General features: G+C 58.5%; 28 protein-coding genes. All 28 read right to left on the bottom strand.

Going from position 1 to position 15190, the window contains the following annotated elements; genetic code table 11:
* Positions 1 to 29: 29 nt before the first annotated feature.
* On the bottom strand, positions 30 to 242 hold the full coding sequence (locus tag PMI29_RS33010) for a phage tail assembly protein T (RefSeq protein WP_007995590.1): 213 nt from the start codon (positions 240 to 242) through the stop codon (positions 30 to 32).
* Positions 239 to 664: a phage tail assembly chaperone family protein, TAC gene (locus PMI29_RS22165; RefSeq protein ID WP_007995588.1), complete on the bottom strand. Its 426-nt coding sequence runs from the start codon at positions 662 to 664 to the stop codon at positions 239 to 241. The genes PMI29_RS33010 and PMI29_RS22165 overlap by 4 nt, the downstream gene beginning before the upstream one ends.
* A gap of 9 nt (positions 665 to 673) precedes the next feature.
* Complete coding sequence (locus tag PMI29_RS22170; RefSeq protein ID WP_007995586.1) at positions 674 to 1171, bottom strand: phage tail tube protein; 498 nt, start codon at positions 1169 to 1171, stop codon at positions 674 to 676.
* 56 nt (positions 1172 to 1227) lie between these two features.
* Positions 1228 to 1593: a DUF3168 domain-containing protein gene (locus PMI29_RS22175; RefSeq protein WP_007995585.1), complete on the bottom strand. Its 366-nt coding sequence runs from the start codon at positions 1591 to 1593 to the stop codon at positions 1228 to 1230.
* A complete protein-coding gene (locus tag PMI29_RS22180; protein ID WP_033052139.1) occupies positions 1593 to 2078 on the bottom strand; it encodes an HK97-gp10 family putative phage morphogenesis protein in 486 nt (161 codons plus the stop codon). The genes PMI29_RS22175 and PMI29_RS22180 overlap by 1 nt, the downstream gene beginning before the upstream one ends.
* Complete coding sequence (locus PMI29_RS22185) at positions 2071 to 2409, bottom strand: phage head closure protein (protein ID WP_007995581.1); 339 nt, start codon at positions 2407 to 2409, stop codon at positions 2071 to 2073. Before PMI29_RS22185 ends, PMI29_RS22180 begins: the two co-directional genes overlap by 8 nt.
* A complete protein-coding gene (locus tag PMI29_RS22190) occupies positions 2406 to 2723 on the bottom strand; it encodes a head-tail connector protein (RefSeq protein WP_007995578.1) in 318 nt (105 codons plus the stop codon). Before PMI29_RS22190 ends, PMI29_RS22185 begins: the two co-directional genes overlap by 4 nt.
* On the bottom strand, positions 2716 to 2997 hold the full coding sequence (locus PMI29_RS22195) for a HeH/LEM domain-containing protein (RefSeq protein ID WP_007995577.1): 282 nt from the start codon (positions 2995 to 2997) through the stop codon (positions 2716 to 2718). The genes PMI29_RS22190 and PMI29_RS22195 overlap by 8 nt, the downstream gene beginning before the upstream one ends.
* A 43-nt stretch (positions 2998 to 3040) precedes the next feature.
* Positions 3041 to 4243, bottom strand: coding sequence for a phage major capsid protein (locus PMI29_RS22200; RefSeq protein ID WP_007995575.1), 1203 nt, complete (start codon positions 4241 to 4243; stop codon positions 3041 to 3043).
* Positions 4244 to 4253: 10 nt separating this feature from the next.
* Entirely contained in the window at positions 4254 to 4907 is a 654-nt protein-coding gene (locus PMI29_RS22205) for an HK97 family phage prohead protease (RefSeq protein WP_007995574.1), read from the bottom strand.
* Complete coding sequence (locus PMI29_RS22210; RefSeq protein WP_007995573.1) at positions 4885 to 6096, bottom strand: phage portal protein; 1212 nt, start codon at positions 6094 to 6096, stop codon at positions 4885 to 4887. Before PMI29_RS22210 ends, PMI29_RS22205 begins: the two co-directional genes overlap by 23 nt.
* The gene (locus PMI29_RS22215) at positions 6096 to 6287 is read right to left on the bottom strand and encodes a hypothetical protein (protein WP_007995571.1); all 192 of its coding nucleotides are present in this window, start codon (positions 6285 to 6287) and stop codon (positions 6096 to 6098) included. The genes PMI29_RS22210 and PMI29_RS22215 overlap by 1 nt, the downstream gene beginning before the upstream one ends.
* Positions 6284 to 8011, bottom strand: a complete 1728-nt coding sequence (locus PMI29_RS22220) for a terminase large subunit (RefSeq protein ID WP_007995570.1) — start codon at positions 8009 to 8011, stop codon at positions 6284 to 6286. The genes PMI29_RS22215 and PMI29_RS22220 overlap by 4 nt, the downstream gene beginning before the upstream one ends.
* A complete protein-coding gene (locus PMI29_RS22225) occupies positions 8011 to 8496 on the bottom strand; it encodes a phage terminase small subunit P27 family (RefSeq protein ID WP_007995568.1) in 486 nt (161 codons plus the stop codon). The genes PMI29_RS22220 and PMI29_RS22225 overlap by 1 nt, the downstream gene beginning before the upstream one ends.
* A gap of 134 nt (positions 8497 to 8630) precedes the next feature.
* Positions 8631 to 8999, bottom strand: coding sequence for an HNH endonuclease (locus PMI29_RS22230; RefSeq protein WP_007995566.1), 369 nt, complete (start codon positions 8997 to 8999; stop codon positions 8631 to 8633).
* A complete protein-coding gene (locus PMI29_RS22235) occupies positions 8990 to 9169 on the bottom strand; it encodes a hypothetical protein (RefSeq protein WP_007995565.1) in 180 nt (59 codons plus the stop codon). The genes PMI29_RS22230 and PMI29_RS22235 overlap by 10 nt, the downstream gene beginning before the upstream one ends.
* A 71-nt stretch (positions 9170 to 9240) precedes the next feature.
* Positions 9241 to 9435, bottom strand: coding sequence for a DUF7940 domain-containing protein (locus PMI29_RS22240; RefSeq protein ID WP_007995563.1), 195 nt, complete (start codon positions 9433 to 9435; stop codon positions 9241 to 9243).
* A 3-nt stretch (positions 9436 to 9438) separates the two neighbouring features.
* The gene (locus tag PMI29_RS22245) at positions 9439 to 9768 is read right to left on the bottom strand and encodes a phage holin, lambda family (RefSeq protein WP_007995562.1); all 330 of its coding nucleotides are present in this window, start codon (positions 9766 to 9768) and stop codon (positions 9439 to 9441) included.
* Positions 9769 to 9903: 135 nt separating this feature from the next.
* The gene (locus PMI29_RS31925; RefSeq protein WP_007995560.1) at positions 9904 to 10230 is read right to left on the bottom strand and encodes a hypothetical protein; all 327 of its coding nucleotides are present in this window, start codon (positions 10228 to 10230) and stop codon (positions 9904 to 9906) included.
* Positions 10227 to 10427 (bottom strand): hypothetical protein, encoded by a 201-nt coding sequence (locus PMI29_RS22250; RefSeq protein WP_007995558.1) that lies wholly within the window; start codon positions 10425 to 10427, stop codon positions 10227 to 10229. The genes PMI29_RS31925 and PMI29_RS22250 overlap by 4 nt, the downstream gene beginning before the upstream one ends.
* Positions 10428 to 10592: 165 nt before the next feature.
* Positions 10593 to 11156, bottom strand: coding sequence for a hypothetical protein (locus tag PMI29_RS22255; protein ID WP_007995556.1), 564 nt, complete (start codon positions 11154 to 11156; stop codon positions 10593 to 10595).
* Positions 11157 to 11159: 3 nt separating this feature from the next.
* On the bottom strand, positions 11160 to 11444 hold the full coding sequence (locus PMI29_RS22260; RefSeq protein ID WP_050548064.1) for a hypothetical protein: 285 nt from the start codon (positions 11442 to 11444) through the stop codon (positions 11160 to 11162).
* Positions 11445 to 11476: 32 nt separating this feature from the next.
* Complete coding sequence (locus PMI29_RS22265) at positions 11477 to 12763, bottom strand: tyrosine-type recombinase/integrase (protein ID WP_007995553.1); 1287 nt, start codon at positions 12761 to 12763, stop codon at positions 11477 to 11479.
* Positions 12760 to 13191, bottom strand: a complete 432-nt coding sequence (locus PMI29_RS22270) for a VRR-NUC domain-containing protein (protein WP_007995552.1) — start codon at positions 13189 to 13191, stop codon at positions 12760 to 12762. Before PMI29_RS22270 ends, PMI29_RS22265 begins: the two co-directional genes overlap by 4 nt.
* Complete coding sequence (locus PMI29_RS22275; protein WP_007995550.1) at positions 13188 to 13406, bottom strand: DUF3310 domain-containing protein; 219 nt, start codon at positions 13404 to 13406, stop codon at positions 13188 to 13190. The genes PMI29_RS22270 and PMI29_RS22275 overlap by 4 nt, the downstream gene beginning before the upstream one ends.
* Complete coding sequence (locus PMI29_RS22280) at positions 13403 to 14095, bottom strand: replication protein P (RefSeq protein ID WP_007995549.1); 693 nt, start codon at positions 14093 to 14095, stop codon at positions 13403 to 13405. Before PMI29_RS22280 ends, PMI29_RS22275 begins: the two co-directional genes overlap by 4 nt.
* Positions 14092 to 14874 (bottom strand): helix-turn-helix domain-containing protein, encoded by a 783-nt coding sequence (locus tag PMI29_RS22285; protein WP_007995547.1) that lies wholly within the window; start codon positions 14872 to 14874, stop codon positions 14092 to 14094. Before PMI29_RS22285 ends, PMI29_RS22280 begins: the two co-directional genes overlap by 4 nt.
* 11 nt (positions 14875 to 14885) lie before the next feature.
* Positions 14886 to 15190, bottom strand: a 305-nt coding sequence (locus PMI29_RS22290) for a phage antirepressor KilAC domain-containing protein (RefSeq protein ID WP_007995545.1), incomplete at its 5' end; no start/stop codon positions are given.

The following is a 15190-nucleotide window of genomic DNA, read 5'->3' as shown; positions in this document are numbered from 1 at the left end:
ACCTTTCGGAATGGCGACATGACCTATGTTTATGCCCAGCTTTCCATCGCTTGCTCGAGCGAGATTTCCGGCTCTGAGTCGTGCGGCATAAAGTCGTAGAGGGTGTAGCCGCCATTCTTGCTGTGCACATTTGCATACAGGACAGCCAGAGTGGCCACCCCTCGCTCGATGCGCATTCCCCAATTGAGTGAGCCGCGCTTATCGCGGTATCTCACCCAACTACGGAACTCGGAAAGACTCACGCGCTCTTTGGCTTCCGCGATCGTGGCGCCGATCGAGATCGCGATTTCGTGCCAGAGCTCGTCGGTGTCGGAGAGCTCATCGTCTTTCCCAGCTGGTTCACCTGACCGATCACAGTGAGCAGGGCCATGGACAGGTTGCCATCCAACGCGCCGCGCTCTGGGTCAGCTTCGCCGGTGATGTCGCCAACGGTGAAGACCGGATTGCCTGCCTCGTCACAGATGCTCACAGCGATGCGGCCGGCCACACCATCCTGTTTGCCCACGCCCGACATCAGATCGCTTACGGCAGATTGATAGCCCAGCGGCCGGACATACACGGTGGCCGTATGCTCGGTATCACCCTGCTTCCAGGTGATTTCCTTCATGACGGGGCGGCCCGTGAACGAGCCTTGTTCCATCAGAGATTTGATACTCAGCTGCATGATTGATCCTTACGGTGTTGTGGTTTTGCGGATCCAGGCGGAACCGCCCGAACGCTGAATGGTTGCTGACGTAACCACCACCGTGTTTGCCGCGAAGTCGAACGGGAAGTCGCTTACATAGCCGTCGAACAAAAACCAGGTGCGCGTGGTAGGCAATTGGAAATCATCACCAGCTACGTTGAGCGTCGGTGGTGCGGTGCCATCAGCCCATCCCACTACCCAACTGACATTGCCAATGTCGTCGTCTTCCGAAAGCTGATGCAGCCGGACGTGAGAGGCATTGCGAGGGTCTGCGTTCAGCGTCATCGTTGCCTGGCCGGGAGTTCGCAAACCACGCAGATACTTCCGAACCTTGTCGCTGAGACAGGTATCTTCAATTTGGTCAGCGGGGTTTCCGCCCGGATTGAACGCTGTCACGCACTGGATCTCGATTACTTCGAGATCAGATGGGTCAGCAACAGTTGGCACCAGCGCAAAGATCTGCGTGCCTTGGGTCAAAATCGACATGGCATGTCTCCAAGTTTCGGGAAAAAGAAAGCCCGCACAAGGCGGGCTGGGGTGAATCAGCGTTGGACGATCCAGTCAACGTCGAAGCTGTAGCGATAGATCTTGGTGGTTGGGTCTTTCGATTCGCCGCCCCACCGTACGATGTTGGCCTTGAGCTCTATCGCGTTACGCAGAGCCTTGGCGATTTCCCGAACGGCTGTACCCGTTGACGCGTAAACATCGACCTGCAGCGTGAATCCATCCACATCTGGGCGCCCAGCCAAGTAGTTCTCAGGGCTGCCGGTGATCATCTGCCAAACCGCGTATGGCTTGACCGTGTCCTGCGGGGCTTCGCCAAACGGATAGAGCCTGGTCGGGTTCGTGCCGAGCAGCGCGACGACTCCCGCGTCAGCAGCACATACCGCGAAAATGGGTGCAAACATCAACCACCTCCGGAGGCGCGGGCTGCACGCTTGATCGCACGATCAATAGTCTTTTCGTACTCACTCACGAAAACGTTGGTCGCGTCGCTGATGCTTTCTTCCAACGCTGGACGCATGAACGGATCAGCGCGCATGTACTGGGTGCCGAATTCCAGCAGGCGCCAGTGAGGTGTTGGGGAGTTGGCCGATAGCTCACCGCCATCCTTGAGGACCGCGCCGTGTTTAACACCAATTCGAAATCCTAGGTCACCCGTTCGTTTGAACAGCCGACCATTCCATCGCAACACAATGTTGTCCGCGATCGAGCGCCCCGTCTCAGCGTCATCCAGGAGCATGGCGCGAGCCTTTGCATTCTCCGCTATTACGGCAGCAGCACGACGCAACGCCGAGCGGCCACTTTTTCGCTTCATGTCATAGGTGACTGACTCAAGCTTTGCCGTCAGCGAGTCAAGGCCAAGGATGCTGAATTCCACTGTCTCAGCCATCATTCACCCCCTTCGCCACCAGAATGGTGAGGTACTCAAGGCCCGACACGGGGTCCGGCATCGGTTGCCCCTGAATGCTGTAGATGTCGCCACGGTGAAGAATGCGCATCGTGGGCAGCACGCCGGCGCGGTAGCGGATCACCATGCGGCCGGATGCTTCGGACTGGCCAGCCTGCGCCGCGATCAAATCGCGAGCGCTGAGCGGCTCAACCGATGCCGGCACCTTCTCCCAGACAGTTTCCCAACCCGGCAACATCTCGCCCGTTTCTGGATCTTGATTCAGGCCCGGGGCCTGGAACGTGATTCGGTGACGCAAGGAACCTGCTCTCATACGTTCACCCAGCGATGCGGCTTCCAAAGCGCGTTAGTGGCCATGGGCAGTTCAGCTGTGATCGTCCCGATAACAACCGACTCGCGACTGGCGTACCAATGCCCAATCAACAGCAAGGCACCTTGCCGTATCGCTTTGCTGAGTAGCAATGCATTACCCACGGGATCCGGTAGAGGCTGCCCTTCCTCGACCAGCTTTCGATTGGTCCACAGCTCAAACGTGCTGAAGGCTGCATCGGTGTAGCCTTGGATCAACTCGTCTTCGCCATCGTGATCAACGCGCAAATGCACCTTGACCGTGGCCAGATCAATCATTGCTCGGCACCAGGGCTTGCAGTTCTGGCTTCTTCGCTGCTGGATCGAAATCGATGCCCTTGGCGGCAAGCCATTCCTTCAGCTTGGGCGCCGTCATTTTGAGCGGATCAGTTTCGGTACCGCCTTCGTCATCGAGCAAAGTGGCGTACCCCAAGTGCTCAACGGCGACCAGCGCGCAGCGATCTGAAACCTCCTGCTCGCCGACTTCGATTTGAATGACTTCGTTGCCGTCAACTGCAAATGGGAACGGCTTGGTCACATTGATTGTTGGCATGTTGCTCTCCTGCGGGCCGGGCGCCCGAAGACGCCCGCCACAATTACGCAGCGCTGAGAGTCAGAACCTTCACGGCCTGGGAGTCGACCAGCATGCCGCCGACGCGCTTGGTGGTGTAGAAACCAACGTAGGGCTTGTTGGTGTAGGGGTCGCGCAGCACGCGGGTACCGATGCGGTCCACGACCAGGTAACCGCGCTTGTAGTCACCGAACGTGACCGCATTGGCATCTGCCGCCGCATCGGGCATGTCTTCGTTTTCAGTGATGCCATAGCTCAATAGGCTGGACGGCTGACCCAATTCCAGGCCAGGACGCCACAGGTAGTTGCCCTCCGCATCCTTGAGCTTTCGCACCATGCCAACGGTGAGGTTGTTCATCATGAACGTGGCGTTCTGGCGGTAGCCGGCCTTGAGCGACTGCACGAGATCGATCAACTTGTCACCAGTGATGCCGCCAGCAACGCCAGAAATCAGCTTTTGCAGCTTGCCGAAAGCGCGAACTTTATCGACTTCCAGTGTCATTTCATAAGCCAACAGCCCCTTGGGTTTGTTGACACCGTTACCCAGCAGGAACGCGCTGGCTTCCTTCTCCGAGAACTCGCGCGACACTTCGTCGTTCAACCACTTTTCCGGATCGAAGAACATGTCGTCCAAGCTTTTTTGCGTGGCTTGCGGGTTGGCATAAATCTCGCCCATGTACGCCGACAGTGGCGCCAAGGTCGGGGTGCCAGTTGCCGGGCGCGCATCGGTTTCACCGACCCACCCCGAACCGGCGCCACCCAGGCTCACCAGCTTTTTGTAGTCCTCGGTACCAACAGTGATCTGCCCGCACACCTGACGCATCGGCGATGCATCTCGCAACAGCTCGATGATTGTACGGTCGAGCTCTTCCGGAACCGCATAACCGCCATCGGCCTCAACGCCAATCTGCAGCGCCTTGGCTTGCAGCTCGCCCAGCCCTGCGTCGATACCCTTACGCACAAACTGCATGAACGCGGTCTTGTGCTCGCTGGCTTCCTTGGTACCGGTACCGTCTGGGCGCTTGAGCGCCAGCAGCTCTTTTTCCAGGTTGCTTTTCAGCTCGTCCAGTTCGCTCAGCTTTTCGTTGAGCGTATCGACCTGGCCGGACAGCTTGCCCTTTTCTTCTTCCAAGCCGTCAATACGCTTGTCGTTGGTCTTTTTGAATTCGTCGAACTTCTTACCCAAGGCTTCGGCGACGTCTTCGATATCTTTCTTTTCAACAGCCATGAGAGGCTCCTTACATTCGGTCAATCAGGGATTTGAGGGATTGCAGTGCGTCGTCGGCATCCGCCTCTCGCGGTGATACTGCGCCGTAGCCTTTAGCCATGAAGGCCTTGGCCTGGGAGCCAGAAAACCCAACCTCTCGAAGGGCTCGCTCCACTTTGCTGGGCGGCGGTGTTTCGCCACGGGCCAGCAGAGATTTCACATCAGTGATCCGGGCCTCATCGTTTGCCGGGAAGGTGACCAGGGAGACTTCCCACAGGTCGATTGCCTTCAGCAGCCAGATGCCCTTTTCCTTGTCGTATTCGTAATCGTCGAGCATGTAGCCGATGGACATGCCGGTCAGGCTGCCGGCCTTCATGTGTCCGTGGGCACGCTTGGCCAGTGGATCTGCGTCGATCAGCAGTTGGCCTTTGACGTACAAACCGACGTCGTCCTCGCGCATCTCGGTGTAGATGCCGATCGGCTCGTTCATGTTGTGTTGCCACAACATCGCCGGAAGGCGCCCCTTCTCTTTCCACTTGGCCAGGCTGGCTGCGAATGCACCGCGGATGACCACATCGCCGTAGCTGTCTTCGACGCCGAACACGGAGCCATAGCCTTCGAACTCGCCGCTGTCGCTGACCGATTTAATGGTCAGCGGCAGGTCAAGACGCTGTTTTGTCTGCATCGCCGGCAGCCTCTGGGTTGGTGGTCATGTTCATAGGGGTGAGGTAGATATCGCCACCGTCACGGGGGTTTTCATCCTCGAGTTCACGGCAGTCGTTGGGGCTCAAGATCCCCCACTGAATGCCCTTGCCGTAGGACTCATACCGCCCTTTCAGATCGCCACGCATCAAGGCGCCTGCGTTGAACTTGGCGTAGTGGGTCAGGCGATCTTTCTCGCTGAGTAGGCCGACCTGAATGCGGTGCTCGATGCGGGTCATGATCGGAACCAGCGAATAGTTCACGAAGCTCATGCCCATGTGCTCGATGTTGTTGAGCGTCATCTTTTCCATGCTGGCCACCAGGTGCGGCGGCACACGGAACAAACCGCAGATCTGAGCCTCGGTCAGCTTTTTCGATTCGATGAACTGAGTGTCTTGGGCGTTGAGGCTGATGGGCTTCCAGTCGAGTCCCATCTCCAGAATCATGGGTTTATAGGCGTTGGCCACCCCCATGTGCTCGCCTTGGAACTCCGTCTTAAGCCGACCGAATGCTTCGTCGGTGAGCTGTTGCTCGGTTCGCAAAACACCACTGGTTACGGCGCCGTTGGTGAATAGCTTCGCGGCATGCGCATCCATCGCCTGGCCAAGGCCAAGTGCCTGACGGGCATAAGCAATCGGATTCAGCCCGTTGAGCCCGTCCAGGGTGAACAGCCGGACATGCCAGATCTCATCTTGTGTCAGCGTCTGCTCGCCGGATTTGAAATTGACCTTGTACTCAACCGACCAGTCATCCTTGAGTTTTGGCGTGACAATGTCCGGGCTGAGCGGAAGAAGCTCGACCACGTTTCCCAACGCCATCACCTTGTATGCGTAGAAGTTGCCACGCAGACACAGGCACGCGACCAGCATTTCCCAGAACTCTTGGGCAGTCATGTAGCTGTTTGGGGCCATGGTAATCAGCGGATACAGCCGGTGAGCCGTAGCAGGCAATCGAACCCTGCCTGTCTGCTTCAATAGCCGGCAGGGAAGCATTCCCATCGACTCGGCCAGTACTCGCACGCAGTTGAATACAACCAACTGCTGCATGGCGCTGGTGGTGGTCACGCGCTGACCGGCATTAGTTTCATACCCAGTACCCAGCGCCTGAGCGAGCTTCTCTGGCGTATCGATGACCTGAACGCCTGATTTTCTTCCTAGGAGTGCACGGAGCATCAGCGACCACCCCGCACTATCGAGACAACCGACAGGACAATCAGCAACGATCCACAGACGGTCAATGCCAGTGGCTCACCCATCCAGGCCCAGAGCCCGCGAGTCAGTAACCCAAGCCCAAGCACACCGACGAGATCGGGCAAAGCCTCCTTCAGCGCCTCCAGTTTCGGTGGCTTGGATTCATCGGTCATAGGGTTCGAATTCCGTGTTTGGAAATGTGGTCCGAAAGGGTGTCGTCGGGATGTAGGTTTGCCAGAACACGCCCGATCGCCATGATCAGTGCAACAGCGCCGTCGATCTTGTTGTCATCGCCCTGCTTGATTGGCCTGACCACGTCGTCGTTGCCCGGCAGGAACTTGCCGATCACGTTGCCGATACACCAGGTCATGATCGGGTTTCCGTCGTGATGGAACCGGCCAGCAGTGATGGCTGCCTCGAGTTCCTTCATCGGATCCGACATGTTGGTGTAGTTCTGCGTGATCGTGATCGGATTGAGACCTTCGTCATCAAGGTCGTGACTCAAGCCAGTGGCGCCATGCGGGTCAATAGGAGACTCCCGCAGCGGCGCGTGGCGATTTGCCTCTTTGGTGTCCTCGAGGATCTCGCGATAATCGACTTCTGCGCCGTCGGTCACATCCAGATGCTTGGAGTTGACCCAAGCCTGGAACCGTTCAGACATCCGCTTGTTGTCGCTATTGAAAGCGGTGTCATAGGGAACCCAGAACTTCGGCGCAATGCTGTAGTAGTGGATCTTCCCGTCGATCACCCGCCAGAACAGCCGAGCTCTGGAGTTCATGTCCAGCTTGCGCGCCAAGTCGAAGCCTGCATTCCACTCCTGCCCCTCGAACTGCTCTAGGGTAAGCGTGGTGTCCTCACAGGATTTCCAATCCTCCATGTTGAAATAGCCGGATTTGGCACTCACCCAGAGGTTCAGGTGCTTCGTTTTGAAGGTATTGGTGAAACGTGCCGAACGAATAGCGCGAGCTTGCTGGCTTTCCAGGTACTCCTGGAATACCGATACACCATGGTTCGGGTTGGCCTTGACCAACATCTTCGGATCAGTCCAGTCGTCACCCTCGTCCAACGTCCAGATCCAGCCGAACAGTTCCTCGTCGGGAACCGTGCCCTCGAGCATCTCGATGACCTGGCGGCGCTTGTCATAGCACGGCCCCTCGATGTCGGCACCGGCAGTGGTGATAATGAACATCAGAGGCTGTCGCCGGGCGCCCATGCCGGTGAGCATGGTGTCGTACTGAGCTGACGTTGGGTGCTCGTGGTATTCGTCGACTATGGCGCAGCTAGGTGACGCGCCGTCGCCAGGATTGCCGATCAGCGGCTCGAAGCGGCTGAAGTCGGACGGGATGTTCATGTTCGAGGCGTTGACCTCGATGCCAGCCGCTTCAATGAGGTGAGGCGACTTGCTGACCATCAGCTTCGCCGGGCGGAAAACCTCCCACGCCTGTTTCTCGGTGGTCGCGCCGGAATAGACCTCGGCGCCGAACTCACCGTCGGCAACGAACATGCTGATGCCCACACCGCCCGCGACCACGGACTTACCGTTCTTGCGCGGCACTTCCCAGTAGCTTTCGCGGAACCGGCGGTGCCCGCCCTTCTTCTTGACCCAACCAAAGGTGACGGCGAGGCCGAACAACTGCCACGGCTCCAAGGTGATGAGCTGACGTTTAAAGGCCCACTCACCTTTTGTGTGTGGCAGCAACTGGATCAGCTTTAACTTTTTCTCTGCTTTGACCGGGTCGAACTTGAAACGAAAGCCGCGCTTGCGACTTGCGGCCAGGTCGTCGAAGTGACGCTGCACTGCCTGGTGGATGTAGCGACACGCGGGCACCTTCCCGCGCAACACGGAACGGCCCCACGCCATCGCCTTATCGACATTGGCATGCAGGGCTTTGGTCATCAGGAACTCAGTAGTTTGGCAAATTCGTTAGTGGACGATTGCTTGTTGCCGCCGATGATTCGCGTCCGGCTGGCCGGATCGAGACCCAGCAGTGAGCCGAAGGTGACCAACTGGCGCATGGACTCATTCGCCGCGGTGAGTGCGGGGTTCTTCATCGGGCTGCCCTGGGACGATTCGACAACGATGCCGAACTTCTGGACCGCTTCTTCGGACATCCGCCACTTGTCATAGGCGGTGCAGAACGCTTCGACGTTGTGCAGATCAGTCAGCGCAACAACTTTTTCCCGGAGTAATTCAGGGATAAGCATCTTCCACATGGTGGCTGCCCGCTCGCTCAACCACTCCGGCGGATCAATATTTGTGACGGTGGTGAACTGAGGCTCATTGTTGTTCAGCGCCCGCTTTCCGGGGTTCCCAGCAAGTTTCTTCTGGGCCGTCGGCTTGGGTTTGCGACCACGGCCGGCGACCGTGGCGGTGCCTCCCATCGCGCAACTCCTGATTTTTTAATTTCGCGGGCGTAAGAAAACGATTGAGGGCGCGGTGTCCGAGTAAAAAGGCATGAACTTTTGCCCCTCCCCCTCCCCTGAACGAGATCCCTTATCATTCCGGCCATTTTCGATCATTTTTTGATCGATTTCGACTCGCGCTGCGTCTTCTCTTTGTGGCAGTCGCGGTTGATCGCCCGGAGGTTGGCCGGCTCGTCTGTGCCGCCGAGGGCCAGAGCCACAATGTGGTCAACCTCATGGGCTTCACGGATCCTGTCGAGCCTGATGCACTCGTCGCATCGGCACAGGTACTGGTCGCGCTTCATCACCCGATCGCGCAAACGGCGCCACGGACGACCACCACGGCCTGAGCCCTTGCGTGTGGCCCAAGCCTTGGCCTGCTCGACAGCCACCTCGGCATGGCCATCGCAGTAGCCGTTGGAATTGCGGTGCAGGGATCGGCAACCCTGGGCCCGGCATGGGCGCTGCGGCCTCAAGGGCATGGCGTGCCATCCATATAGGTGAGGGGCTGTGCATTAGAGTATTCAGGCTCGTCCTCGGCCAGCGCTTGGATCAGCAGGCTCTGTTGCTCTGCCATCCGTTCGAGGATCGCTGTCTGTTTCTTCTGTTCGCTCAGTATCTCGGCGAGATAGGAGATCGCTTGCCCGCTCATACGCAACTGCACTCCACTTCTTAAGCCATTCACGCCGGGATGCGCATCCAGTGCACGCCATCACCAGTCACCTACTTGGTCAGCTTCGGCTGCAGCACGACCCGGGCAATCATCACCAGTAGGCCCAGCACGCCATAGGCAATTGGTGGCAACACTGCCTGAAGCGATGGCATCAGTTGCTCAGCCACGCCAAGGGCGGCGATTGCACCACCCGCCTGAACGCTGGTCATGCTCAGCGCTTGTTTCCAGTTGTCGATCAGTTGCATGGGTCACTCCTGCCGCTTGGGCAATTTGAAGTCGGTGAATCGGTCAGCCAAGGCGGCAACCTTCTTCACGCCAAGGGTGCCGATGATGGCGCCCAGCGCGGCAGCCAGACTCGATGGAAGGTTGAAGTATTCGAGTAGCGGGAATGCCCCAGCCGTGATCGCGCCACAAAGGCAGGATTCGAGCAGGGCCTGTCGCCGCCCGCCGCCCCCGTAGATGACCCGCAAGAAGGCGATCCAGCACGACAGTGTCGCGGCATAGAACATTGGGGAATGTTGGCTGAGCCAGGCCATGACGATGAGCCAGGTGTCTGGTTTGTCAGGCATGTTTGGCATCTCGGATTCCTCCCTCGCGGGGAGCGGTATAGATCCGGCCCCAACAGCACTCCCAGCTCGGAGCGATGGGTGTGGTGGAGCCGAAAACGAAAAAGCCCCGCACTTGGCGGGGCTTCAATTGTTCTTCAGTCAAATTTAATGGGGTGACTTGCCAGGCTTACGAAAGCGCACGAAACCAGTCTTCGATCCAGGCTTATGCGGTTTTCCTGCGCTGGCAACCAACGCGCCATAGTGCTGTTCACGTTCAGGTGAGCGGTCGCGAATTACTTTCCACTTTCCACCTTTGGTATCTCGCACGACACGCGCCGCGCTCTGCACGTGTACTTTCAGCGCACTAGCAGCTACAGCGGGCTCACCAATCTTGGCCGATAACGCGGGGGCAGTGTTCCTCCCACGATAAACCGCTACACCGATTAGCAAAAGAATTCCCAATGCCCACAGGGACAGGATCAGAACGGTCATGAATCCTCCTCAAGCATGGCTACCACATAGGAAGCAACGATTACGAAGAAGCTGATAGCGGACATCGTAGCACCTGTCCGAACCGTATCAGCGTCAATTACGTCGCCAATTACCAACGTGGCAGCACCAGTAACCATAAATCCGGTGCCAATACACAACAGTAGATTGGTTATCCATCGAATGGTTTTGTTGTTCATCAACATCCTTGCTAAACGATACCCTGCCGATGGCACCACAGGGATAACCATACACACATTGTAGCAATGAAAAACCCGACACTTTGGTCGGGTTCGATGTGTCGCCTCTCATAAACGCGCAAGATCGACATGATGTGGCTAAATTACGATCATTCCGCCACTAGGTCAAGCAGCATCAATAAAAATTTCTTCCCGGTCGAATATCTCAGTTGCATGGATGACTGCGGCCTCTTCCAACGACTCCAGGCGCTTGGAAATTCCGGTCTTCCAGCGCCGGCGTGTCGACTCTGGCTTCCCGTCCATGTCCCAGGTGTTCATGTCGTAGAACTCGGCCGGCAGGACGATCATGTCGGTGGAGCGCTTGCCGTTCTGGACACCCTTCAGCTTGGGAATGGCCCACGCAGTGAGCGCCTTATATGTGAACAGTTGCGGTGCCGGGGAAACCATACGGGCCACCAGACGGCCGATGGCTGCAACCTTGTTGGCCTTGTGCGTGGAGTATTTCGCAACAAGAACATCCCACTGGGCAGGCTCAAGCTGACGATGCAGTAGCGCATAGAGGCAGCAGTCATAGTCGAACTTGTCGCGTACAGAGAGCGAGCTACCGGTGCCACCTTGGCGAAGGTCGGCATCGATCAACTTCTGCCAGCTCTGCTTGGTGCTGTTGTCGATGTTGTCGGCGGCCAGTACCCGCACCAGTGTTCCCATCACGTCTTTATAGATGCCCATGACTCAATCCCCCTTGTAAGTCGAACGGCCGGCGCCGCGGCTGTTGCTCTGCTGGTATTCATCAACGATGCAGCGTGTTGGATTCTTGCCGACCAACTGACTGCGCTCCCGCCGGACCATCCTGCCCAGCTGAACCACCAGATCTTCGATCAACAGCGGCTCCAAGGTCTGGGCATGAACGAAGCCCGAAGAGTGACAACCGATGCAGTCGAGTTCGTGAAATACCCCTTTGATGGTCCCTTTCCCGGCACAGGACGGGCACTCGGTGAGCGGTATCAAACTGCGCACAAGGGCGGGTCCGTGAGTCCTTTTGTCCATTTTTAAACCTCGCCTATGGTTGATTCTTGAATGGCCTTGCAGCCCTTGTGTTCCGTGGCTTCCAGCGGATTACCCGAATTTTCGTTTCTACCGCCCTTCAACCCGTGAATCAGGGCAAAACCCTTCTGGTCTAAATGGGCGTGCCACAGTTCGAGGGCAGCGCGCTTGCGCTCTTCAACGGTGGTGTGGATGTAGGCCTGCACGTTGTGGCCCATGGCGTGGTTGATCAGCATCTCGCCAATCAGGAAGTCGATCCCGAGGTCTGCCCACCCAGTCCTGGCCAACTTGCGCAAGTCGTGACTGCTCCACTCGCCCTTCCCCAGCCCGGTGAACACGGCGCTGGCTTGCCCTTCGCTCATGCCCTTCCCACTGTGGGAGCGAAACAGGCAGTCGCCGTCGTAATGGCTCGCCTGTTGCGCTGCGCGGTACCGGATTAGAAGGTTGCAGACCTGCTCCGTCAGCGGGAGCGAGTGCTCAACGCGGGTCTTGGTATTGCCCACCGGCAGGTACCAGGTGCGTTCGGCGAGACTGATGTGCGACCACTGCGCTTTGCGGGTTTCGCCGATGCGGGTGCCGTGGCACAGCATCATCAGTGCGAGCATGGCCGGCTGCGGGTCGAACTCGAACAGCTCATGCAGCTGGCCCAGCAGCCCCTCGATCTGCACGCCGCGCAGGCGAGCCGGCTTGGCCTTGATCTTGGTCTTGGAGAAGTCGCTGAACTTGATCCCTGCCATCGGGTTGGACGGGATCAGCCCCAGTGTGTGCGCCTGGCGGCAGGCGACCACCAGCAGGCCGAAGATCAGCCGGACGAACTCCAGCGACAGCGTCTCCTGCAGCGGCCACATCAGTTGGGTGTCGAGGGTGCCGTGACGGACATCGGCCAACGCCAAATCACCCACGCGCGGAATCAGGTGGCACGCGATGGCTGACTTGCCCGTGGCCTTGCGCTTGTCGGAGAGGTTGCGGTCGCGGCTCATCCGGTCGGCGTACCAGTTCAGCAGCTCACCCAGCGTTGCCCACGGCGATACGGCGGCACCCGCTTCCGGGTCGGTGCTCAGCCGCATGCGCAGGTCCGGCAATGCCGCCAGCACCGCTTTCGCCGACAGGTCCGGATAGGCGCCAATGCGGTTCCATTTCTTGCGCACTACCAAGCTCCAGGTCCCGCGTGGACGGGCCTCGGTGAACCGGAAGTACAGCCCCGGGTGACGCGGGTCACGCATCAGTACCGCAGCCGGATCATCGGCACGCCGACGAATCTCGGCATCAGAAAAGGCCACGGTCATTGTCATGCGGCCACCACTGTAGGAGCGAGCCGCAGGTAAGCGCGAATCTGCTCGATGGTGTCGAAGTGGCCACGGCACACCACCGCCAAATACCCCTGCTCATTGAGCTTGCGAATGCGCGCATGCTGACTGGATGAGATAGGGGCATCGTTCGGCGGTGTGGCCTTGAACTCGATGTACAAGCCAAAGAACCCGCCGCGCGCCATGGTCAGCACCAGGTCCGGAATGCCAGCCTTCACGCCATGGGCTTTCAACTTGCCGGCGACCGCCTTCACGCGGTGCCCGCCGTTGGGCACGTGATAGATCAACTCAAACACTGCCGGGTAGCGCAGCTCAAGCTCGCGCATCAATGCGGCCTGTTCCTGACCTTCCCGGTCGATTGGCTTGGCACGGACTTCCTTCTGTTTGAACAGCTTGGGACTGGCTGACTTCATTCTGGCGCCCTCGCCCGCTCAAGCTCGATCAACAACTCGAGAAAGTGCTTGGCCTTCTCCAAATCGGCGATGCCGCCCTTGTCACGCCACCGAGTCACGTACTTGATGACGCTGCCTTCGGCGAACGGAATGCTGTTCGCGTGGATGTATTCGATCGGCTGGATCTTCAGTGATTTGTAATGACCACCGGCAACTTGTGTGTTCAACGCACTCATACGGATGCTCCGGCGCGGCGAGCGCGCAGTTCTGCCAAGGCCTTATTTCCGACTTCAGGCGTGCGCTTTGACGGCGCGGCGAGCTCTGCAACCGGGACAGGCGCCAGCTGCTGCCCCATCCAGACCTTGCGGACCTGTTCCAGGTAACGTTTTTCGAAACTGATCAGACCCAGTTCACGACTGAGCAGTGGCAGGCTGCTGAAGCCGGCCGCAGCGGTGGCGTGGTAAACGGCAGGGTGAAACCACTTCGCAACATCGCGCATGGCGGGGTAGCAGTTGCGTAGCGCCTGGTTGTAGGCCGTCTCGACACTCGGCAAAGGCGGCTTCAGCATCTCAGGCGCTGGCACACACCCCTGAATGAATTTGCCCACGCTCGGAATGAAATCGGACGGTTCGGCGCGGCAGCGGATCAGGCCGATATCGATTTGCTCCTGGGTGCAAATACCGTTCTCGATGAACGCTTGCAACCAGGTGGCTTTCGATTCCATGTAGGACTTCTTGTCTGGCCATGCTTGACGCCACGCGGTTCGGATCGAGCGTAACTGGCGGAAGAGCTGGTTGATCACTTTGCCGGTTGCGTGAGCCTGATCCTGCCGGGCCTGTGCCGAAACCTCAGTCGTTGCTTCGATGAATTCGCCGTGGCGAACCTTGGTCATGGCCTGGGCCGCTACCGTAGAAACCGCTCTCATTTCGAACCCCCACTCATCCATTCGGTGTTGTCATCGTCGAACTCATCTGAAGCTACGGACGATGCAGTTCTGGCAGCGTTGACTCGCTCACGCTTGACCCAGGTGGCCAGTCGGAAGCACCAGCCAGCAGCGCTGTCGACAGTCGATGGCTTGGCGACAAAGAAACCCTTGAACCCTGAGATCAGCTCGTCGGTTACCGAGTCAGCAGGCAAGCCGGCGATTTTCAGTTGGGTAGCCATGCAGGTCTCCGGCAGATCCCACTCAACGAACATGGCGAAGCGTTGGCGGTCATCGGCGGCGAGGGCCTGACGATCCTGCTCGGCGATGACTTCGGAAATCTCGCGCTGCTGCTGCTCTTCGGTTACTTGATGGTTAATTGATGTATTGGGTGCAGTGGCTGCACCCCGTTCTGTCGTAGGCTGCACCCCGTTCTGTTGTGAGCTGCACCCCGTTGCGTCATCTGCACCCCGCTTTGTGCGGGGTGCAGGATTTGCACCCCGCGATAGCTGAAGGTCGTAAACGACTGGGCGACGGTCATGACGCTCAATGTGCACGGCGGCAATGGCTTGATTGCCCTTCTGGATGAGCCCGGACTTCTCCAGATCATCCAGCTTGTAGCGAACGGTGCGTTCGGACAGGCCGGTGTCTTGAGCCAGCGTCGAAGCCGATGGGAATGCACCAGCGCCGTTAGATCCGGCGTAGTTGGCCAGGCACAGCAACACATGACGCGCGCTTGAGTCTTTCAGGGACTCGGTGGGCAGAGAGAGCGCCCAGGACATTGCTTGAACGCTCACAGCGAGGCTCCGATGTTGAATTCGGCCAGACGAGCAAGGCCTTTCGGGGTAACCAGTGGATCGAAGGCCGCGCGCTCGGCGCCGGTTTCCGGATCAGACTTCAAGGAAGTGACTTTGTGGATCATGTAGCCGGACGTGATGCGAGGCTGGTAGGCGGTCCAGCGACCTGAGCCCTGACGCCGAAAGATCCAGCGGTGCTGCTCCATCCAGGCGAACAGCTTCGACGGTTGAACTTGCAGATGCTTGGCTGCGTCGGTGATGCAAATCGCACCGCCAGCCGCAGCCAGTCGCTTTATGGCGG

Source organism: Pseudomonas sp. GM49 (assembly GCF_000282355.1).
Taxonomy (GTDB): domain Bacteria; phylum Pseudomonadota; class Gammaproteobacteria; order Pseudomonadales; family Pseudomonadaceae; genus Aquipseudomonas.
This window is presented reverse-complemented; position numbering and strand designations above follow the sequence as displayed.